Below are 20,416 nucleotides of genomic sequence, written 5' to 3'. Positions count from 1 at the left end.
TACTAGCAAAGACGGTCAGATCACAGGTTATGTTGCACTTTTGGCGGAAGTTCTATAATTCCAGAGGAGCAACTTGTGCTCGGTATGCTTCTAGCTTGGATGTCAGTTTGTAATTAGATTGTGCCGCCAAATCCATCAATCCATGCAGGTCACTAAGAAGTGTACTAGACGGATAATCTTCTGCGGTATCCGTATCATTTAACAAATCGAGATATTGCTTTTTGGCATCAGGATCGATAGTTTTGGACGTGCTATCAAATAGTGGAGTGTTGTCTGCACCATAAAATACCGTATAAACAGCATAACTATAATTTTGCTGAATAACTGAGAGACGATTAGAATGAGGATATTTTAAAATAAATTGCTCCATATCCAGTGTGCGTACTAATAACTTATCCCATCCGATCACAAGCCCTGCATCCATCAGCGCTGGTTCATCTGACTCTTCAGCCATAATATCTACATAATCATTAATGTCTTTGGTGACATAGTCGTCATACGCATCATACTGATCGTAGTCAATAATAGGCATAAAATAGCCTTCGACATTGATAATTTGATAACCGCTATTTTTGGTGTTGGACAGTAACTTTTTAAGCGCTGGATCGGTAGTGTGTTTGATCATATTTTCTATTTTTTCATCGCCATATACACCGGTTGAAGCATACATATTCATCAGTTTCTTTTGGATCGATTCGGTATATTGATCTGTCCAAGCATCCAGATATTTATTTTGAGCATTTTCCAAAGTTAGAACCAGTAAAGTACCAGTGGAAGGAGTCACTTTTTTTATATTCTTTTTGAGGTAAGAGACTGCTTGAGGAAGTTTGGAACTGCTTGTCAGCATTTTTTTGAAATGAGCAACAGTAATTGTAGATGAAGCAGATGTTGGTGCATGGCTAGTGGTACTTTTTTGAGCGGGAGCTGCAAGTTCAGCCGTGCTTTCAAATGAAGAATTAACTGTAGGGAGCGTAGATGTCTGTTGTTGACTACATCCTAGCGTCTGTAAAACAAGCAGTGTGCCCACAGCAGATATAGTGATCGGATTGGATAATTTCATTAATGATCATTCTCCTCGATAGAAAAATATAAATACATATCCATATCAGATTCAACAAAATAACGATACCAAAGCTTTATGTATATCCCTACCCTTGCTTATCTGAGGTGAATCGAAAGTAAATAGAATGTCATTTTTGCTCGCGATTGAGATCATAGAAAGATGTAAAAGTATGAAATGGATTGTAATTGATAATGATTATCATTAAAATAGAAAGAAGTATAGATAGGTATTCAAGTAGAATAGGTTTGTTCAAAGGGGTTAATCATGAATCTAGATCATTATATCAAGCTGTGGAATCAAGCTTCTATTCAAGTCATGGATGTTCAGCATCATGTACTGACAGCTAAGCAATTATCGCTACCATATTATGTACCGGAAAACGGATTTTTATATACTGTTCGTGGGAATGCGTTGATTACGATCAATGATAACACATACACAACAGAACGATTTCATATTATTCATAGTGGGAAAGAAAGTATCTTTCAGATTGAAGTATATGACGAGTTATTAGAATACTATCTGATATTATACCGACCACAATTATTCACCTCCAATTCATCTGCCCGCTCGTTATTAGAGCATCATCCGGTATTAGATACTGCGTATGAAATTAAACCACATCATCCTATTCTGTTGCACGATAAAATCAAACAATTGCACCAAGCATGGACATATGTTCATCCATTACAACAATTGCAAGTCCGTACTTCTTTTTTGCAAATCGTATATGACATTTTGGAACAGTTACAGACCGCAGGTCATCAGCCCACAACTACAGATCTTGTCTCACAAGCTATTCGTTATATTCACGAGCATTATGAAATGCCGCTTACGATTGATTCGCTGGCTTCTATATTAGAATGCAGTCCACGTCATCTAGCCCGATTATTCCGCAATAGTGATATTGGTCAAAGTCCATCGGATTATCTGATTCAGTTTCGTATGCAAAAAGCGAGTGAACTGCTGACTCAGACAGAGCTAACCTTACAAGATATTGCGATTAATGTGGGCTATCAAGATGGATATTATTTTAGTCGTATGTTCAAAAAGTATATGGGCTTGTCTCCGATACGTTATCGTCAACAACATCGCCAGAACGTACAAAGTCTCAATATGACATCCAACATGTCCGATTTCTCTATTGTTGGGTTAGATGGACACCGCTATAGTGATAATGATTCTCAAAACATTATAGTAAGTGGAGGTTCTTTAATGATGCATAATCCGATAAGACGTTCAGCAGTGTTGATGCTGCTTCTGAGTTTTACTCTTTTACTGGGTGCTTGTTCAGCTCCCGCTTCTTCAACAAGTCAGACCGCTTCAAGCAAACAAAGTACGAGTGAAGAAAATGCGACGCAAAGCTCTACACGCACGATCACTCATGATCTTGGCAGTACTGAAGTGCCTGATCAACCGAAGCGTATCGTTGTATTAGAGCAAGGATTTACCCAGACTGTGGCAGAACTACAAGTCAAACCTGTCGGTGTAGCAGATGATAATAAACCTGAACGGTTCCCGCAAGACACGCTAGCTTATATTGAAGGATATACATCTGTAGGTACACGCTCGGAGCCGAATTTGGAAGTGATACGTACCCTTGAGCCGGACCTGATTATTGCAGATACAAGTCGTCATAGCAATGTATATGAAGAATTATCAGCGATTGCACCTACAATTGTTTTCAAAAATGATACAGCAAATTACTCTGATATTATAAATTCTACTCAGGCGATCGGTGAAGCTTTGGGTAAAGCAGATGCGACAACAGCGATGCTAGCAGAACATCAACAACAATTGGACAATGTAAAGCAATCGATTAACAGTAATCAATCTGTGCTTATTATTGCAGCTGATGAAGAAGCAAGCAATTCGTTCCAAGTACGGACAGATCAAGCATTTCATGCTTCATTTCTTCAAGCGTTAGGTCTGAATTATGCTTTGACTGATGCAGAAGAAGTAAGTCAACTAATGACTACAGAACAATTATTAGCGATCGATCCTGATCAACTACTCATTTTGATTAACGAAGATGATCCATCTGTATTAGCAGGGCAAAAAGACAATCTACTCTGGAATCAATTAAAAGCTGTGCAAACAGGCAAAGCGCATGAAGTTGAATTAGCCAAATGGTCTAGACAACGCAGTATTCCGGCATTGAACCATATTATGAGTGAAGCGACTACTTATTTTAAATGATCAACAAGCTGATCTTAGCAGTAGGGAGTCTAGCAATCTTGATCACGTTGTTGATGCTCTCGCTAATGATAGGTTCATCCTGGATTTCTTTACCGACAGTGATCGATTATGTATTTCATTATTCTACGACAGTCAAAGAACATATTATTTTGCATATTTTACGAATGCCGCGCGCAATAGCAGTAATACTAATTGGTGCTAATCTCAGTATTGCTGGCTGTATTATGCAAGCTTTGACCCGTAATCCATTAGCTTCTCCTAGTATATTTGGAATTAATGCAGGCGCTTCTTTTATGATCGTCTTGTGTACGATTGTTTTACCTGCTGTCAATGGATGGATTCTAGCAGGGGCAGGTTTTGCAGGTGGATTGCTAACAGTGATGATTGTATTGATAATGAGTGTTGCGATTCGTGGAGGTAAAGTCGAAGTTCGTATGGCATTAATCGGTGTGGTTATTCAAGCATTATTATCTTCGTTTACACAGGGATTATTGATCTTTAATGAAGAATCGGCTAGTAAAATATTGTTCTGGCTTGCCGGATCAGCAGCAGGAGTCAAATGGGACGAACTCAGATTATTAGCGGTCGTAAGCATTATTGGCTTGATCATGGCTATAGGTCTTAGCCGTTCGTTATCTCTGATAAGTCTAGGTGAAGATATCGCACGCGGACTCGGTCAGAAAATATGGACAGTACGTATAGTTGGTAGTGTGATCGTTATTTTGTTAGCAGGCATATCGGTTTCTGTTGTTGGGCCGATTGGGTTTGTCGGATTAATCGTACCGCATATTACACGTTATCTTATCGGAACAGATTATCGTTTGTTGATTCCTTTTGCTGGAGTATTTGGAGCTATTTTATTAACGCTTGCAGATATCAGTTCTCGGTTTATACATTTTCCAGCAGAGACGCCTGTAGGGATCATAACAGCTCTAATTGGTGCGCCTTATTTTGTGTATTTAGCTAGACGGCAGAGCAGGAGTTCATTATGATTCATTCTATCGGGAAAAAGCGGAATGTTATGATCATGATCGGGCTTATTGTGATTACTTTTGTTTTGATCATGATAAGTATTCAAGTAGGTGCTGTCGATATAAGCTGGCAAGATATCGGCAGAGCATTTACACAGTATGGAGATGCTGATCTAGCCTATATTATTTTTCATTATCGATTGCCTCGCATTATACTGGCGATCTTAGTAGGTAGCGGGCTTGCAGTGTCTGGTCTGGTGGCACAAAGCATTTTGCGCAATCCTTTAGCCGCTCCTGATACACTAGGAATTTCCGCAGGAGCTGCTTTAGGAGCGGTCTGTACTGTACTTCTTTTGCCTGTAGGTATACAGAGTACATGGCTGACATCGCTAACAGCTTTTGTCGGTGGAGCTCTCGGGGCTTTTTGCGTATATCTATTATCTTATCGAAATGGAGTCGATCCTGTTCGGCTGGCATTGGTCGGAATTGCGGTCAGTGCTTGTGGAAGCACACTGGTACAATTACTGATTACACAATCGTCTGCGAATACGAATACCGTTCTTTTATGGTTAAATGGTTCGTTATGGGGACGTAATTGGGAGCAGGTGGTTCAATTAGCACCTATTATCTTGATTATTGTACCTATCGTCTGGATATTAGCAAAATCTATTGATATTTTCGGATTAAGCGAAGAATCTTCCAAAGGGTTAGGATTACGCATAGAGTGGATGCGTACTATATTGCTGCTACTGACAGTGATATTAGCCAGCGGTTCGGTAGCGGTTGTAGGTATGGTAGGCTTTGTAGGTCTGGTGAGCCCTCATATTGCAAGGCGCTTGGTATCTGGTGGTCATCGTTATTTTGTGCCAGTAGCAGCACTGGTAGGGGCGATCATGATGTTACTAGCAGACGTGATTGGACGTGTTCTGGCGCCACCTCTAGAGTTTCCTGTAGGATTGGTTACTTCGGTCATTGGAGCACCGTATTTTCTATTTTTATTATGGCGTGAGTACAAAAGCAAAAACCGTACAGGATGAAGTTAGATCTGTGCGGTTTTTTGGCGTTTCTTTTATGATTACAGCGATTGTTTGATTGATAAGGAAGAGGGCAAACGTTGTTCTGCGTGCTGAATAGCATCTTGCATAGCTTGATACGGATCGGTGATCATCGCACCATGACCTACAGCAAGTAAACTCGGTTGTAATGCTACTAATTTGTGAGCACTTTGTAGAGCACGTTCTTTGCTCCATGTCGCCAGAGCAGGGAAAGGAAATGTCAGACGTACTGAACCTGCCACAGCGATCCCACCTCTAGTCTGCAAAGCATCACCAGCTATAAGTGATTGATCTCTAGTATCCCACAGCGAAATAGATCCTGGCGTATGACCCGGTGTGGCGATGACTTGAAGAGAACCTATTCGATCCCCTTCATGGAGCAAAACAGAAGGGCGAGTTTGTAAACGCTTGGGAACACTGCCTTTGATCTTAGTCTGAGGTTCATCTGCATCCAAGCTCATATCACCAATCATTAAGCGTGCATCTCGCTGTGATACATAGACAGGTATATCAGGATAAAGCTGATGTAATGTATCTAATGAACCGACATGGTCATCATGGATATGAGTTAGAACGATAGCGCCTAACGGTTTGCCGATCTGAGAAATCGCGTGCTGAATACCTTTATAACTATTTGGCAATCCTGCATCAATTAAAGTCACACTAGACTCTTCTTCGGCGATATAACAATTTACCGGAAATATACGTGGTAAAAAAATAAGTTGATGTAAGTTGTTCTTGCTAATTATTTTCATATCAATCACCTCTTGATTACACTATAAACTAATATTATTAGTTTAATCAATAACTGTATTCATTTTTCTGAAAAAATTATAAGTCTTTTGTAAAAGAAAGAGGTTTTCTTTGCTAATCTAACGATGATTCTGTTACCAAAAAGCATAAAAAATACACCACTCTACAGACAGAAGTAACATATTTAAACGTTACTATCTCTGTACAAGTGGTGTATTTGCTTATTTATGATTGGACTCTACCGTATGCAGACCTTGCAGAAAAGTATTAATAATCAATTCAAAACTTTGATTTATATCCACATTCAAGCCAAATCCACCGATACGTTCTAGTGAGCTAAAGCCATGCAAAACACTGCGTAGTCCACGTATCGCATGAATCAATGCTTCTTCACTCAAATCAAATCCGGTTAATACTTGCATGAATAATTCCAGCATTTGATGTTTGCTATCATTGATCTCTGCATCATCTATATCTGATGTATAGAACGTAGCTTCATATAATCCTGGATGAGCACGAGCAAATTCAAGATAAGCGCGCGACATTTCACGTATCGCTTTATCTTCAGATCGTCCTACTGCAGCCCGCATCAATGCGTCTTTGAGTTGATCCAATCCTGTTAATGCCATTTCACGACGTAATCCGGGTAATCCGTTCACATGATTATACAAAGAAGGCGAACGAACCCCTAGCTTCTGAGATAATATCGTAAGTGTCACTTCATTCCATCCACGTTCATCTGCTAGTTCTGTAGCTGCTTGCAAAATAGAATGAAGACTAAGCCCGGTGCGAGGTGGCAAAGCATAAACCTCCTTTAACTATACCTGTTCGTAGAATATGAATAAGATTTGTGTATAAGCTAACGATATTCATCAATCTTATTTATTGTAAGCGATAGGTATACCTTTGGCAAAATAAAATGCAATCTTTCTATTTTGCTTTATCCAATAATAGATAGGCTTGCTGATCTTTTATTTGCGCATAAAAATAAATTTCTGTCCGACTACACCGATCACAAATAACAACAAACTTACCCATGGAGCAATCGTAATCACAGGCATCACTTCACGTAAAAAGATTCCCACACCAAAAATCAGTACCAAAATCACCAGATACGTTAAGATAGCGCGTGCATTGATTTGCATGCCTGGCTTTGTCGCATCACTTTGTTCAACAGGCTGATCGGTAAATCTTGTAAGCATTTCGACCAGAGCAATCGAACCTACAGCTACAATAATAAGAGTCGCTACATTGATCTGCCCGACAATGCCTGAATCGCTAATACTGATTTTGAACAGTCCCATTAATGCTTGAATAAGAAATACCCATGTTAACGCTACCCACGGAATCATCAAGTAATACATCGGCTTGCTCAATTGTTTCTTTTCCGGTAAATTACGAATTAATATATTGCCGTACTCTATCGATTCTTTACCGAATAACTGTTTGGCAGTTTTACCTTTTTTCTGCGCTTCTAGCAAATGATGACCCATTTCTAAAAGCAATTCTTCGCCTGCTTCACGATCAATTCGTGCATCCCGTACATGTACAATAACATCATCATAATAATCCAAATTTTCTGGTTTTAATTGATCCCGTACGGTGTTAATATTTTTAACCATTTGGCGTATTGAGCTCATTATTCATTCCTCCATTCTCGTTGTTCGAAGCTACTATTTTGCCATACTTTCCTTGCGTTGACAATGATCTAGCGTTAATGATAATATGGTTTCAAGATTAAAGCATATTAAACTGATCGGAATTGTTTATTTAAGAGGAGGAATCATCATGGAACGCAATATCGTCATTCGACATCACGACTTGGATCTGACAGCTAGTATTCATTATCCTGAACAGGAACCACAATCAGCAGGACGAGGCAAAAGCCGTACACCGCTAATTGTGATCTGCCATGGTTTTGTTGGCAGCCGTATTGGAGTGGATCGCCTATTTGTTAGTACAGCCCGTGAATTGGCGGCTGACGGTTATATGGTGGTTCGCTTTGATTATGCAGGTTGCGGTGAAAGTGGCGGCGACTATGGCAAAGAAGGACTTGAATCAATGGTCGCTCAGACTCGTACTGTACTGGATTATGCAATGAATTGCAGTGACATTGATCCCACCCGCGTCACATTGATCGGTCATAGTCTGGGTGGTGCTGTAGCAATTCTTACTTCTGTACGAGATCATCGTGTCAAAAGTCTGGTGCTATGGTCAGCAGTAGGACATCCATTTAACGATATTATCAAATTAACCGGTCGGGACAAATACGATCAAGCAGTGATCGAAGGACAAGCCGATCATTTAGGTTACTCGTTTACACCTGTATACTTTGATTCGCTAGGCAATTTCCAACCGTTTCAAGAAGCCAAGCAATTTGGTGGCGATGTGCTGGTGATTCATGGTACAGGGGATGATGTGATTCCGGTAGATTATGCTTTTTTGTATCAAAAAGTATTCTGGACACGTTCAGAAGGACGCTGTGATAAAGAAATTATTTTCCAAGCAGATCACACATATTCCAATGGAACCCACCGCCGCGAACTGCTGGACAAAACCCGCCAATGGCTCACCGAACGCAAAGTCGCTCAGACCGATTGGCAACACTGGATGATTTAAGCGCTTGGCAATATAAGCGCGACTTCTTCTAATATAATCCAACATGATTTTTGCATAGCAAAATATCTTTCGCTAAGCGCTTGGCAGTATAAGCGCGACTTCTTCTAATATAATCCAACATGATTTTTGCATAGCAAAATATCTTTCGCTAAGCGCTTGGCAGTTACAAACGCGATTTCTTCTAGTGTAATCCTTTACCAGATCATTCACCAGTGGTATGGTAAGAAAGAACAATCGAATAGTTACTGATTTCACTAGGGGAGCCTGTTGGCTGAGACGAAAATTCAATTTCGGACCCTTGGAACCTGATCTGGATTATACTAGCGGAGGGAAGTGGAGGCTGAATTTTCACTCATGTTGTGATATACCTGAATGAATGTTTGACCCATTTGTCTCTTCTGGAGATGGATGGGTCTTTATTACGTTATAGGAGGCAATATCAATGACTTTTCTAGCCAAAGTACGGGCGCAACATCCACTGATTCACAATATTACGAATATGGTCGTGACTAATTTTACAGCAAACGGATTGCTGGCGCTGGGGGCTTCTCCTTTTATGGCATATGCGCATGAAGAAGTAGCCGATGTGGCAGCTATAGCGAATGCAGTTGTGCTTAATATCGGTACGCTTGATCCATACACCGTCGAATCGATTCAACGTGCAGGACGTGCAGCGAATGAATCAGGTGTGCCTGTTGTATTTGATCCGGTAGGAGCAGGAGCTACCCCGTATCGTACACAATCGGCTTTGCAAATTATTGAACACGTTCAAGTAGATGTTTTACGTGGCAATGTAGCTGAAGTGGCTAATGTGATCGGCGAATCGTGGCAGATCAAAGGTGTCGATGCAGGAGCAGGCGAAGGCAATATGATCCAGATCGCAGAGCAGGCTGCTCAAAAATTAAAGTGCATTGTAGCCATCACCGGTGAAAAAGACGTTGTAACCGATGGACAGAACACCTATACCATTGCTAACAGTCATCAGATATTAACGCAAGTGACAGGCGGTGGTTGTCTACTAAGTGCCGTAGTCGGTGCATTTATCGCAGTCGCTGATCCTACACAAGCTCAAGAACGTCTGGAAGCCGTGACAGAAGCTTTAGCATTTTACGGTATAGCCGCAGAGATTGCCTATGAACAGACAGCAGGGCAAGGCACAGGCAGTTTTCAGATGCAATTTATCAATCAATTGTCTCTAGTCACCCCGGAGATCGTAACTGCACGAGCCCAGATCACTTCATCCAAAGCTTAATATTGAACATACATTCATATGATAAAGGAGCGAGACAAGATGAACGTGTATCAAGCATTGACGATTGCAGGTTCAGATAGTGGAGGAGGCGCAGGCATTCAGGCCGATCTCAAAACATTTCAAGAACTCGGTGTCTATGGCATGTCTGTTATTACTGCTATCACAGCGCAGAATACGACAGGGGTACAAGGTGTCTATCCGGTTCAGATTGAAGGTGTTGTACAGCAATTGGATTCGATCGGAACGGATCTACAACCCCAGGCTGTCAAAACAGGGATGTTATTTAGTGCAGATATTATTCGTTATGTCGCAGCAAAAGTAAAACAGTATCAATGGCAACATCTAGTGATTGATCCGGTGATGGTCGCTAAAGGAGGTTCTGTGCTGTTACAACAAGAAGCGTTGCAAGCGCTGATCTCTGATCTGATTCCGCTGGCAGAGATTATCACGCCTAATTTGCCAGAAGCCGAGTTATTAACAGGTCTATCGATTACCAATCTACAGCAGCGCGAACAAGCCGCCAAGCAGTTTGTAGAAATGGGAGCAACATATGTAGTGATCAAAGGTGGACATGATACATCGACGTCTACTGTAATCGATCTGTTATACGATGGAAATCAATTTGATTATTTGGAAAGTCAGCGGATTGATACGCCTCATACTCATGGCACAGGATGTACTTTTTCAGCGGCATTAACAGCAGAACTTGCTAAAGGCAAAACTATTTATGAAGCTGTACATACCGCGAAGCAATTTATTCAAGCAGCGATTGAAGATGGATTGGGTATCGGTTCCGGTCATGGGCCTACCAATCATTTTGCTTATCAGCAAAGGAGCCGAGTCTATGATCACCAAGCCTGATACTCAGCATATACGCCAGTACTTACGCCTTTATCTAGTGATGGGAAGCGTCAATTGTACTCGACCACCAGAAGAAGTATTAAGGTCTGCTATTGCAGGAGGGATCACTCTTTTTCAATTTCGGGAAAAAGGGGTTGGCGCTTTAACAGGGCAAGCGTATTATAAGCTGGCAGAACGTCTGCAACAGATATGCCACACTCATCAGATTCCGTTTATTGTGAATGATGATGTAGAGTTAGCGATCGCTCTGAATGCGGATGGAATTCATGTAGGACAAGAAGATGCACCCGCAGATCAGATTCGGGCACGTCTAGGGGATGATAAAATCATTGGTGTATCTGCTCATAGCGTAGCTGAAGCCAGACAAGCTATTGAAGATGGCGCTGATTATTTAGGCATAGGACCGATCTACCCTACAATCTCTAAGGCTGATGCGCAAGCCGTACAAGGAACAAGCACTATTACAGCACTGAAGAACCATCATATTGATATTCCATTAGTCGGTATTGGAGGAATTCATGCAGGTAATGCCGAGCCGATCTTTAACGCGGGCGCAGATGGAATAGCAGTGATCTCTGCGATCGCAGGACAGACAGATATAGAGCAAGCGACGCAGCAGTTAAATACGCTTACCCGTCGATTGATTGCGAACTAATCACCACGATACGATCTAATGCTGAATACATGTTTGTTGACCCCATCAAAAAAAGTCATTCGGTATACCGTAGCTTACAGTACGGTGTGTCGAATGACTTTGAATGGTAAACACTATTTTCTGTTTGTATAGTGTAACGTAACAGTAGGTTCTTTCCGCTATTCTTATGATGATCTGTATGTTACTGCGAATAACATCGATCATTCTGTAGAAGCCAAGTAATGCGTTTATTTGTATCGTTAAGCTATTTTATGCTGATTAGGCAAGGTATCTTGTTGTTTGTTACGACGGTTGAAAAAGCGAGTACGTAGGTAAGGAACAATCCAGCGATCCAGACCAATTTTACCAGCGTTTGCGCCAGCAACTACGATAAAGATTTCAGCAAGTAACAAGTAAGGGTTAGTGCTTACAGTACCCGAGAATAAGAAGGCAAAGTTCATTACCATTCCCATTAATGCTGCTAGTGTAGTACAAGCTCCTAAGATCAATCCAAGTCCGACAAGGAATTCACCGATTGGAACAAGAACATTGAATAATCCGACATTTGGTAAAGCAAAGTGTTGTAAGAATGCTCCCCAGCCTGCTTGTACACTTGGATGTTCTCCGCCTGTATTAGCGATAGCACCTGTCAAAAATCCACTAGCATCAAATCCGCCACTGCTTAATTTTTCCCATCCACCTGTGATCCATTTGAATCCGATGTATACCCGTAAGATAGTTAATAACCACATTGCCACACTATTTTCTCTTAGCCATCTGTTCATGATTGCCACTCCCCTGAATAATGTATTATTTTTTTAAGTCTGTGTTAACTTGTTGAGTTGGTGATGATCATCTCTTCCATGTCTTTATTTTAAATCACAACTAAATTTTTAAATGTGATAAAAATCACAATCTTATATAAATTTTTAATATTTTATTATTGTACTGTTAAAATATGGTATATATAGTTGAGAGAACACTTTTGAGCTTTTGAATGTGTGAATTACGCTATATGTATTCTATATAGAAGAAGCTTATGTTTTAATACATAGTAAGCTGTGTTTAACATCTTCTGAATCATACATACGTTAAGAAAGAGACTATTGAATTCATTTGGAGTTCATATGTGTGTTCTATAGTAGGAGTGTATCCTGCTAGTGCACATCAGAATGAGCTACTGATCTGTCTAATGATGTTCAACACCGAGGAGGATACTATTGTAATGAATCAATCCCGATTATGGAAAGTCACCAAATGGTCAGTACCGCTTGTGTTAACGATGAGCTTGATCGCTTGCGGATCTGAGGAAGTGGCTACCCCTGCACCACAGCAACAACCGGAACCAGCCAAAGTGACAGAACCGATAACACCGGAAAAACCCGCAGAAGTCGTCTATACAGCGCCACTTACAGGATTACCTGTTGATCAGCCTTCTCTATCTAGACCGATTGCAGTGATGATCAATAATGCTCCTGCTGCCCGTCCGCAATCTGGATTAGCTCAAGCCGATATGGTCTATGAAGTGCTAGCAGAGGGAGGAATTACCCGTCTAATCGCTGTATATCAGAGTTATCATGGTGATGTGACGATCGGCCCTGTGCGAAGTATTCGCCCGTACTTGATCGGAATCGGGGAAAGTATCGGTGCATTACTGGTTCATGCGGGTGGTAGCCCTGAAGCGTACAGTATCTTGCAACAAGGACACAAAGAACACCTCGATGAGATTACTAATGCAAGTGCTCCATTCTGGCGAGATTCCAGTCGCAAAGCTCCTCATAATTTGTATACAAATGAAGAGAAGTTACGTGAAGGTGCACTCAAAAAAGATTACAAACAAGAAGTAACTATTCCAACATATCCTTTTTTGAAATCTACAACAGAAGTAACAGATACTACAAATACAGAATCACTCGATAACTATACCGATTCTGCCGATAATAATGATAAGCCTGCTGACAGTGCTACTCCTAACCAGAGTGCTACCGATCCTACAGATAATACAAATTCTACAACCAGCACAACCACGACAACACCTGCTACCACAAGAGTCAAAGCAACATCGATCCAACTTCAATTTTTGCTGGAAAGTTATAAAGTGGGTTATGACTACAATGCCAAAAGTGGAGTCTATACTCGCAGTATGAACAATGAACCTCATATTGATTTGAACAGTGGAAAGCCATTAACCGCGTCCAATGTTATTGTGCTGGGTGGAGATTACAAAGTATTAGATGATATTGGTAGATTAAGTCTGGATCTGGACGCTGGCGGAGAAGCTATTTTATTTCAAAAGGGTCAACAGATTAAAGGTCAATGGAGTAAAAAAAGTGGTGATGTAATTCGCTTTATGAGCAGTGGTCAAGAAGTGCCGCTTGTCCCTGGCGTAACGTATTACAATATTGTCCCTAATAGCCCGTCGTTTGAAAATCATTTAACAATAGATGGTAAAAAGTTGAGCGAAAACGGGTAAATAAGGAAAAATATGCTAAAATGATGAAAGTAAAGTCGATTTTTGTATGATTTTTGTATGATAAATGTAAACAGAATCTTTACAAACCTATGTACAGATTGATAAGATAACAAAGGTTGTTATGAAATCATTTTGTTTTCATAATTCTAATTTACGACATTTTTCGGCAAAATTTCGAAAAGGGGTTATAGAAATGCGTGTTAAGAAAAAGGATATCTTTTTTCAAACGCTGGAGAACATGGCAGATGCAATTGTGCAGGCTGCAGATTACTTTGCGGAACAAGTACCTAACTTGAAGGATATTCCAGAGTTTACGAAGCAAATGAAGATTTACGAGAATCAATGTGATGATTACACGCACACCATTATTACCGAACTGAACAAAACATTTATCACACCTATTGAGCGTGATGATATTATGGATTTGACGACAACGATGGATGATGTATTAGACGGTCTGGAAGCTTGTGCTTCTCGTTTTGATATGTATCATATGACTGAGCCGGATAACTATATTGTTCAATTTGCTGAAATTTTGCGTGAATCTGCTTATGAAATTCAAAAAGCTATTCACTTGTTGTCTCATAAAAAACTGTTGGCTATTCGTGAACACACGATTCGTCTGAATGATCTGGAAAATCAGGGTGATGACGTATTGCGTAACTGTATTAAAGATTTGTTTGCCACAGTAAAAGACCCGATCGAACTTATTAAGAAAAAAGAAATATATGAGCGTTTGGAAACAACGACTGATGCTTGCGAAGATGTAGCGAATAGACTCGAATCTATTATTATGCGCAATTCCTAAAATTGCTTACAAGATACGCATATGATCCATTTTGCTGAGTATAGATGGATGTAATATGCAGAGATGCAATAATCTGTAACAGATAACTAAGGAGGTAGGATTGCGCAGATTCTCTTGATTGGAGTGCAAGAGATCCATCTGGGCGATGAATGATATGGTAGAAACCTCAATATGGATACTGGCTATCGTCGTATTTTTGGCTTTAGCGTTCGATTTTATTAATGGATTCCATGATACAGCAAATGCGATTGCTACATCGGTTTCTACTCGAGCGTTACCGCCACGTACAGCGATTTTGATGGCGGCAGTGATGAACTTTCTGGGAGCGATCACGTTCACAGGCGTAGCCAAAACGATAGGTGGTAGTGTAGCAGATCCAGCAACTTTGGATAACGGTATAGAGATCGTTATTGCGACACTGATTGCTGCAATTATCTGGAACTTGGCAACATGGTGGTTCGGGATTCCTTCTTCTTCTTCACATGCTTTGATTGGTGCACTAGCAGGAGCTGTATTTGTTGGAGCAGGTTCAAGTTCTGTGAACTGGAGCGGATTTATCAAGATTGTAGAAGGATTGATTTTGTCTCCTTTGATTGCCTTTGCGATTGGTTATATTGTGATGACGATTCTGAAATGGATTTTTGCCAAACGTAGCCCGCATACTGTTAACAAAGGATTCCGCACGATGCAAATTTTGACAGCAGCGATTCAATCATTTACACATGGTACGAATGATGCGCAAAAAGCGATGGGTATTATTACATTTGCTCTTGTAGCAGCTGGTGTGCAAGATAATCTGGATGTACCGTTATGGGTTAAAATCTCAGCAGCAACTGCGATGGCTCTTGGAACCTCTGTCGGTGGTTGGAAAATCATCAAAACGATGGGAACCAAAATTTTCAAAATCGAGCCTATTAACGGATTTGCAGCGGATATCTCAGCAGCATCGGTTATTTTCACAGCAACATTGACTCACTTACCTGTAAGTACAACACATGCGATTACATCTGCTATTCTGGGTGTAGGTTCTGCCAAGCGCTTCCGTGAAGTAAAATGGGGACTTGCTGGACGTATCGTGATTGCATGGGTCGTTACGATTCCAATTGCAGCTGTATTATCTGGCCTTATTTTCAAAGTATTATTCGATTTGTTCTAATATAAATCGGATCATGATAGATCACTTCCGCCGTTTCTTGCGAACGGCGGTTTTTTGTGCGATTCTAAGTAAAATAGGGATAGCAGTGGACGTTCTCGCAGATGATCCGTCTATATTTGATACAAAGGAAGTGAATGTGGTCAATGATTCGCATTATCGGTGTTACTCAAGAACATGATATTGTACAGAATATACAGTTAGAAGAGATAGAGTCTGGCGATTACTTATGGTACTGGGTAGATTTTAATCAGCCTACTGAAGAAGAGTCCAAGTTATTAAGTACTTTTTTTCATTTTCATCCACTAGCCGTAGAAGATTGTCTGCATGTGCTTCAACGTCCGAAGATTGATTATTATGGAGATGTGCAATTTCTGGTACTACATGCGATGCATCCTGAGACGTTACTGGTTGAAGAAGTCGATTTGTTTGTCAGTGATCGGTTTTTGGTATCATTTCATCATAGCGATCTACGAGAAATTGAATCCGCATGGCAACGAATTATTAGTTACAGTCAGCAAGGCAATCGTCCCAAATGGGCGAACGGCCCTATTGCTGCGGCTTATATCGTGACAGACAAAATTGTTGATGAATATTTCCCCTGTGTATATGAGATTGAAGATGAGTTGAATGAACTTGAAAATACAGGGCCAGATGAACCGGTTGATGATCTGTTAGCTCAAGTATTTGTATTACGTTCTCGTCTACTGAAGTTAAGACGTACTATTATTCCGATGCGTGATCTGATGTATCGGGTTATTAATTCACAACATATTCAGAAAGTCGATCAGCATCATTCGTATTTTGGTGATATTTATGATCATTTGCTCAAATTGTCTGATATGATTGAATCTAATCGTGAAATGACATCTGATCTACGGGATAGTTATATCTCACTCAACTCCAATCGGATGAATACGATTATGAAAACGTTAACGGTGATTACGACTATATTTATGCCACTGACGTTAATAGCCGGAATTTATGGTATGAATTTTGAAAATATGCCAGAGCTTAAATGGAAATATGGTTATTTCGGTGTATTATTGCTGATGTTTGCTTTGGGAGCAGGCATGATGACTGCTTTTACAAAGCGTGGATGGTTTAAATAATTGTTCTGCTCAAACAAAATCTGGTATCCTGTAATGCTGTACATCGTTAATGCTTGAAAAAATAACCAGTAATCTATACAATGTAGGTACAGTAACCGTAGTAGGGGATGATCACATCGTGCAACTTAAAAAACTTGATGATAAAAGTGTTGATCAATTATTCGAAGCGATTTTGACACTAAAAAATTTAGAAGAATGCTATGTGTTTTTTGATGATTTGTGTACAGTTAATGAGATTCAGTCGCTGTCACAACGTCTTGAAGTCGCACGTATGCTAGGTAAAGGTTCAACTTATAATCAGATCGAAGCAGAAACGGGTGCAAGTACAGCAACCATTTCTCGTGTAAAACGTTGCCTGAATTATGGTAATGATGGATACAAAATGACATTGGAACGTCTAGGGAGGTAATCTCTATGAAGCCCGGTGTATTAATAATTAGTCATGGTTCGCCGGAAACGTCTTGGATGGAGCAGATTGATGAAGCGGTATCTCATATTCATCTGCCAAGCGATCTACCTGTAAATGCAGTCTTCCTGGACAATGTTCCGGGAAGATTTATTCAGGATGGAATCGATGAATTGGAAGCGCAAGGGGTAACCGATCTTTTGGTTGTTCCGCTATTTGTGTCCTCTGGTAGTACACATATGGATGAGATTGCGTATGCTTTGGGTGTCAAAGAAACTCCTGATCGCGAGACCGATCTGGAACCTTTTACGATTCAAGCGAATGTTCATTTCGGGTATCCAGCCGACGATGATGAAGATATCGCTCGGATGGTCTGGGATCAAGTGAAAGATTTATCGGTTGCACCTGAAAATGAAGTGGTGTTAGTCGTCGGTCACGGCAGTATTCATGACGGATTCAGACAACGCTGGGAAAAAGGTATTTCTTCGTTAGCTCAGCGGGTAGGACAGGTTAGTGAAGTGGCTCATACTGACTATGCATTACTTAATCCAGATAGTCTGCGCGCCAAAACAGAAGAATGGACAGCACGCGGCTATAAAGTGCTGATTGCGCCACTTTTTCTAAGCAAAGGGATATTCCTGAATCAAGTGATTCCGGGGCGTGTAGAAGGGTTAAGCTATGAATATGCAGGTACAGCATTGTTGCCACATCCACTGTTATCTCACTGGATGGAGCGTCAGATTCAGTCACTGTTGAACCAACTCATAACAACATAATTCATATTAGGTGGCATGATGGAATGAAAAGAGCGAGACTGATATATAATCCTTCTTCAGGTCGGGAGGAAATGAAGCGCCGTTTGCCGGATATTTTGGATCGGTTAGACAAAGGCGGTATCGAAGCCAGCTGTCATGCGACAACAGGTGAAGGCGATGCAACCATTTCAGCCGCCAAAGCGATCGAAGATGGATATGAATTGATTATTGCCGCTGGTGGCGATGGTACAATTTATGAAGTCATTAACGGCATGGCTGAATATGATAATCCACCGCCACTTGGCGTATTTCCACTAGGTACAACCAATGATCTATCGCGTGCTTTAGGCGTACCGAGACATTGGGAAGATTATTGCGATCTGGTGATTCGTCAGAATGCGAGACCGATCGATGTGGGTCGCTTTAACGATCGCTATTTTATTAATATTGCTGGTGGAGGATCATTGACCGAGCTGACTTATGAAGTACCGAGTCGACTCAAAACGATGATCGGACAGATGGCATATTATATGAAAGGCATCGAGAAAGTCGTTAACTTAACACCAACCGAATTGAAAATTACAGCTGCCGGGCAAGAACCGCTACACGAAGAATTTATGATTTTTCTAGTTGCTAATACCAATTCAGTCGGTGGATTTGAAAAGTTAGCGCCGGGAGCACGAATAGATGATGGATTGTTTGATTTTATCGGTGTTAAAAAGTGTAATATCGCCGAATTTATTCGCTTAATCTCTATCGCCGCTCGTGGAGAACATCTTAACGATCCAAAGATTATTTATTTCCAGACCAATCGCTTGGAGATTGAAGCTCCTAGTAATAATGTACAAATTAATCTAGACGGTGAACTCGGTGGATCATTACCGGGGATTTTTGAGATTTTGCCACAGAAATTACAAGTATTCTCGGATTTGAAATAAACGATCTCAACGTTAAAAAGCGCCTGTTTCCTTTGGGAAATAGGCACTTTTTTGAATGTTGCATATTAGCTATAACGTTTATATTCATATAATAAGTGCTGGGCACGATAACAAAATCAGTACTAATTTTCCTAGTATAATCAGATACCATTTCATTTTTACAGAGCAAATGATCGTTCATTCCAATTTCTTCAGCATGTAATGCTAGTTAGAAGATTATTGATTTACTTTGTTCAAAAAATGCGTAACCCATTCATGATTATCTTCGGCTACATCAATAAACAAATTATGACCGCTATTTCCTAAGATAGTGGTGGTAGAATAAGGATATTTCGTAAAGAAATCAATCTGATCTTGATAACCAACTACATGATCTCTTTTGCCTAACAATACATGCAGAACAGTGTCATGATGCAAAGAAAGTTGCTCTTCTAATGCATAACGATAATATTGTTGACCTTCTCGTTGAATCCGATCCATAAAGTCATGATCTGCCCGGCGTACTCCCGGAACAATCAATTGTTGATACAGCTCCCATGTCTTAGGGTTAATCCGAATATTCATACTCAAATAGTCTTGATATTCACTGTTGCTTGTATCGGTATGAATCTCTTCTTCTATGATAGGAACTTGCTGCTCGACTCGTCGTTGGTCAAATTGTCCGATCACCACAGGGCAAGTAAGATAGGCTCCTTTGACCCGCTGTTGCAGTTTATTCATAATGCCCAGACTGAGATATCCCCCGTAGGAATGTCCAAATAATAAAATATCTTCATGACCAATAACCTGACCGATAAAGGCTAGAAGGATGTCTAACATATCATCAGTGCTGTTGATCGACAGACTACTGTGAGAGTCGCCCATCCCTGGTAAGTCTACATAGATACGTCGGTATCCAGAGATCGTTTGAAAAATAGGTTCATACGAATGCTTCATACTTATTTTATCCAGAGCATTGCCATGTAAAAATAAAATCGTTGTACCTTCACCAAACATTTCGTAATCCAGTTCAATATCTTTAATCGTCGCTTTCATCATGTACTCCTTTTGCCGAAGCTATTGTTATATGTATAGCAAGTACTCTTCGCACAAACAGATATGATTTCATCTGCTTATACTATATCTGTTCGCCAATACGGTTAAAACTTGTGTATGTATAACCGTTAAATGCTATATAAATTTTAACAGAGATCACTTTTACATGACAAGATCAAAGGGGCATATACATTCTAATCGTTATTTTAAAATGAACCTAACATCTCCTGTAGAAGTACTATTGCGTTATAATAGAATTGGTGTGTGCACATGAACTATTTTCAATTGGAGCTTGTTGAGATAAAACTGTTAAATATTCTATGAAAAAA

Annotated in this window: 20 protein-coding genes and 1 riboswitch; of the genes, 14 read left to right on the top strand and 6 right to left on the bottom strand. The window is 40.4% G+C overall.

Annotation, left to right across the window (positions count from 1 at the left end):
- Nucleotides 1-52: 52 nt before the first annotated feature.
- Complete coding sequence (locus PQ460_RS20140) at nucleotides 53-1,060, bottom strand: hypothetical protein (RefSeq protein ID WP_274170947.1); 1,008 nt, start codon at nucleotides 1,058-1,060, stop codon at nucleotides 53-55.
- A 267-nt stretch (nucleotides 1,061-1,327) separates the two neighbouring features.
- Here PQ460_RS20140 and PQ460_RS20135 point away from each other — a divergent pair, with 267 nt between their 5' ends.
- The 3 genes from PQ460_RS20135 to PQ460_RS20125 are packed head-to-tail and all read left to right on the top strand — an operon-like array spanning nucleotide 1,328 to nucleotide 5,270.
- Nucleotides 1,328-3,262: an ABC transporter substrate-binding protein gene (locus tag PQ460_RS20135; protein WP_274170946.1), complete on the top strand. Its 1,935-nt coding sequence runs from the start codon at nucleotides 1,328-1,330 to the stop codon at nucleotides 3,260-3,262.
- The gene (locus PQ460_RS20130) at nucleotides 3,259-4,254 is read left to right on the top strand and encodes a FecCD family ABC transporter permease (protein WP_274170945.1); all 996 of its coding nucleotides are present in this window, start codon (nucleotides 3,259-3,261) and stop codon (nucleotides 4,252-4,254) included. Before PQ460_RS20135 ends, PQ460_RS20130 begins: the two co-directional genes overlap by 4 nt.
- The gene (locus PQ460_RS20125; RefSeq protein WP_274170944.1) at nucleotides 4,251-5,270 is read left to right on the top strand and encodes a FecCD family ABC transporter permease; all 1,020 of its coding nucleotides are present in this window, start codon (nucleotides 4,251-4,253) and stop codon (nucleotides 5,268-5,270) included. Before PQ460_RS20130 ends, PQ460_RS20125 begins: the two co-directional genes overlap by 4 nt.
- A gap of 38 nt (nucleotides 5,271-5,308) precedes the next feature.
- Here the strand turns inward: PQ460_RS20125 and PQ460_RS20120 are convergent, their stop codons facing one another.
- The 3 genes from PQ460_RS20120 to PQ460_RS20110 form a co-directional block, all read right to left on the bottom strand.
- On the bottom strand, nucleotides 5,309-6,043 hold the full coding sequence (locus tag PQ460_RS20120) for an MBL fold metallo-hydrolase (RefSeq protein WP_274170943.1): 735 nt from the start codon (nucleotides 6,041-6,043) through the stop codon (nucleotides 5,309-5,311).
- A 219-nt stretch (nucleotides 6,044-6,262) separates the two neighbouring features.
- Nucleotides 6,263-6,841 carry a TetR/AcrR family transcriptional regulator gene (locus PQ460_RS20115; protein ID WP_274170942.1) on the bottom strand — a complete coding sequence of 193 codons (579 nt, stop codon included), beginning with the start codon at nucleotides 6,839-6,841 and terminating at the stop codon, nucleotides 6,263-6,265.
- Nucleotides 6,842-7,012: 171 nt separating this feature from the next.
- A complete protein-coding gene (locus PQ460_RS20110; RefSeq protein ID WP_274170941.1) occupies nucleotides 7,013-7,681 on the bottom strand; it encodes a DUF1129 family protein in 669 nt (222 codons plus the stop codon).
- Between the two features lie 148 nt (nucleotides 7,682-7,829).
- On the opposite strand from PQ460_RS20110, the gene PQ460_RS20105 reads away from it, so the two are divergent.
- The 4 genes from PQ460_RS20105 to thiE all read left to right on the top strand — a co-directional run bounded on the left by PQ460_RS20105 (nucleotide 7,830) and on the right by thiE (nucleotide 11,428).
- Complete coding sequence (locus PQ460_RS20105) at nucleotides 7,830-8,660, top strand: alpha/beta hydrolase (protein WP_273614912.1); 831 nt, start codon at nucleotides 7,830-7,832, stop codon at nucleotides 8,658-8,660.
- Between the two features lie 246 nt (nucleotides 8,661-8,906).
- Nucleotides 8,907-9,009, top strand: a riboswitch (TPP riboswitch).
- Nucleotides 9,010-9,102: 93 nt separating this feature from the next.
- Nucleotides 9,103-9,912, top strand: coding sequence for a hydroxyethylthiazole kinase (gene thiM / locus PQ460_RS20100; RefSeq protein WP_274170940.1), 810 nt, complete (start codon nucleotides 9,103-9,105; stop codon nucleotides 9,910-9,912).
- A gap of 39 nt (nucleotides 9,913-9,951) precedes the next feature.
- Complete coding sequence (thiD, locus tag PQ460_RS20095; RefSeq protein ID WP_274170939.1) at nucleotides 9,952-10,773, top strand: bifunctional hydroxymethylpyrimidine kinase/phosphomethylpyrimidine kinase; 822 nt, start codon at nucleotides 9,952-9,954, stop codon at nucleotides 10,771-10,773.
- The gene (thiE, locus tag PQ460_RS20090) at nucleotides 10,757-11,428 is read left to right on the top strand and encodes a thiamine phosphate synthase (RefSeq protein ID WP_274170938.1); all 672 of its coding nucleotides are present in this window, start codon (nucleotides 10,757-10,759) and stop codon (nucleotides 11,426-11,428) included. The genes thiD and thiE overlap by 17 nt, the downstream gene beginning before the upstream one ends.
- A gap of 239 nt (nucleotides 11,429-11,667) precedes the next feature.
- On the opposite strand, the gene PQ460_RS20085 is transcribed toward thiE, so the two are convergent.
- Nucleotides 11,668-12,195, bottom strand: a complete 528-nt coding sequence (locus PQ460_RS20085) for a DoxX family protein (RefSeq protein WP_273616231.1) — start codon at nucleotides 12,193-12,195, stop codon at nucleotides 11,668-11,670.
- 437 nt (nucleotides 12,196-12,632) lie between these two features.
- Between PQ460_RS20085 and PQ460_RS20080 the strand changes: the two genes are divergently transcribed.
- From PQ460_RS20080 to PQ460_RS20050, 7 genes are all read left to right on the top strand, one after another.
- Nucleotides 12,633-13,880 carry a DUF3048 domain-containing protein gene (locus tag PQ460_RS20080; protein WP_274170937.1) on the top strand — a complete coding sequence of 416 codons (1,248 nt, stop codon included), beginning with the start codon at nucleotides 12,633-12,635 and terminating at the stop codon, nucleotides 13,878-13,880.
- A gap of 193 nt (nucleotides 13,881-14,073) precedes the next feature.
- Nucleotides 14,074-14,688: a DUF47 domain-containing protein gene (locus PQ460_RS20075; RefSeq protein WP_069327490.1), complete on the top strand. Its 615-nt coding sequence runs from the start codon at nucleotides 14,074-14,076 to the stop codon at nucleotides 14,686-14,688.
- 154 nt (nucleotides 14,689-14,842) lie between these two features.
- Nucleotides 14,843-15,844 carry an inorganic phosphate transporter gene (locus tag PQ460_RS20070; protein ID WP_273614916.1) on the top strand — a complete coding sequence of 334 codons (1,002 nt, stop codon included), beginning with the start codon at nucleotides 14,843-14,845 and terminating at the stop codon, nucleotides 15,842-15,844.
- 143 nt (nucleotides 15,845-15,987) lie between these two features.
- On the top strand, nucleotides 15,988-16,953 hold the full coding sequence (gene corA / locus PQ460_RS20065; RefSeq protein WP_273614917.1) for a magnesium/cobalt transporter CorA: 966 nt from the start codon (nucleotides 15,988-15,990) through the stop codon (nucleotides 16,951-16,953).
- 118 nt (nucleotides 16,954-17,071) lie between these two features.
- Nucleotides 17,072-17,362, top strand: a complete 291-nt coding sequence (locus PQ460_RS20060) for a YerC/YecD family TrpR-related protein (RefSeq protein WP_069327488.1) — start codon at nucleotides 17,072-17,074, stop codon at nucleotides 17,360-17,362.
- A 5-nt stretch (nucleotides 17,363-17,367) separates the two neighbouring features.
- Nucleotides 17,368-18,135, top strand: coding sequence for a sirohydrochlorin chelatase (locus PQ460_RS20055; RefSeq protein WP_273614918.1), 768 nt, complete (start codon nucleotides 17,368-17,370; stop codon nucleotides 18,133-18,135).
- Nucleotides 18,136-18,158: 23 nt separating this feature from the next.
- Nucleotides 18,159-19,052, top strand: coding sequence for a diacylglycerol kinase (locus PQ460_RS20050; RefSeq protein WP_273614919.1), 894 nt, complete (start codon nucleotides 18,159-18,161; stop codon nucleotides 19,050-19,052).
- Nucleotides 19,053-19,268: 216 nt separating this feature from the next.
- Here PQ460_RS20050 and PQ460_RS20045 read toward each other — a convergent pair whose 3' ends face one another.
- Nucleotides 19,269-20,087 carry an alpha/beta fold hydrolase gene (locus PQ460_RS20045; RefSeq protein WP_274170936.1) on the bottom strand — a complete coding sequence of 273 codons (819 nt, stop codon included), beginning with the start codon at nucleotides 20,085-20,087 and terminating at the stop codon, nucleotides 19,269-19,271.
- Between the last annotated feature and the right edge of the window lie 329 nt (nucleotides 20,088-20,416).

Source organism: Paenibacillus sp. KACC 21273, from assembly GCF_028736095.1.
In the GTDB taxonomy this organism is placed as follows: Bacteria; Bacillota; Bacilli; order Paenibacillales; family Paenibacillaceae; genus Saccharibacillus; species Saccharibacillus kyungheensis.
Note: the sequence above shows the minus strand (reverse complement) of the source record. Positions and strands in the feature narration are given on the sequence as shown.

Bases quoted from the DNA above. Each gene is read 5' to 3' on its own strand.
- PQ460_RS20140 (WP_274170947.1), bottom strand. From the start codon at position 1,060: ATGAAATTATCCAATCCGATCACTATATCTGCTGTGGGCACACTGCTT.
- PQ460_RS20135 (WP_274170946.1), top strand. From the start codon at position 1,328: ATGAATCTAGATCATTATATCAAGCTGTGGAATCAAGCTTCTATTCAA.
- PQ460_RS20130 (WP_274170945.1), top strand. From the start codon at position 3,259: ATGATCAACAAGCTGATCTTAGCAGTAGGGAGTCTAGCAATCTTGATC.
- PQ460_RS20125 (WP_274170944.1), top strand. From the start codon at position 4,251: ATGATTCATTCTATCGGGAAAAAGCGGAATGTTATGATCATGATCGGG.
- PQ460_RS20120 (WP_274170943.1), bottom strand. From the start codon at position 6,043: ATGAAAATAATTAGCAAGAACAACTTACATCAACTTATTTTTTTACCA.
- PQ460_RS20110 (WP_274170941.1), bottom strand. From the start codon at position 7,681: ATGAGCTCAATACGCCAAATGGTTAAAAATATTAACACCGTACGGGAT.
- PQ460_RS20105 (WP_273614912.1), top strand. From the start codon at position 7,830: ATGGAACGCAATATCGTCATTCGACATCACGACTTGGATCTGACAGCT.
- thiM (WP_274170940.1), top strand. From the start codon at position 9,103: ATGACTTTTCTAGCCAAAGTACGGGCGCAACATCCACTGATTCACAAT.
- thiD (WP_274170939.1), top strand. From the start codon at position 9,952: ATGAACGTGTATCAAGCATTGACGATTGCAGGTTCAGATAGTGGAGGA.
- thiE (WP_274170938.1), top strand. From the start codon at position 10,757: ATGATCACCAAGCCTGATACTCAGCATATACGCCAGTACTTACGCCTT.
- PQ460_RS20080 (WP_274170937.1), top strand. From the start codon at position 12,633: ATGAATCAATCCCGATTATGGAAAGTCACCAAATGGTCAGTACCGCTT.
- PQ460_RS20075 (WP_069327490.1), top strand. From the start codon at position 14,074: ATGCGTGTTAAGAAAAAGGATATCTTTTTTCAAACGCTGGAGAACATG.
- PQ460_RS20070 (WP_273614916.1), top strand. From the start codon at position 14,843: ATGGTAGAAACCTCAATATGGATACTGGCTATCGTCGTATTTTTGGCT.
- corA (WP_273614917.1), top strand. From the start codon at position 15,988: ATGATTCGCATTATCGGTGTTACTCAAGAACATGATATTGTACAGAAT.
- PQ460_RS20055 (WP_273614918.1), top strand. From the start codon at position 17,368: ATGAAGCCCGGTGTATTAATAATTAGTCATGGTTCGCCGGAAACGTCT.
- PQ460_RS20050 (WP_273614919.1), top strand. From the start codon at position 18,159: ATGAAAAGAGCGAGACTGATATATAATCCTTCTTCAGGTCGGGAGGAA.
- PQ460_RS20045 (WP_274170936.1), bottom strand. From the start codon at position 20,087: ATGAAAGCGACGATTAAAGATATTGAACTGGATTACGAAATGTTTGGT.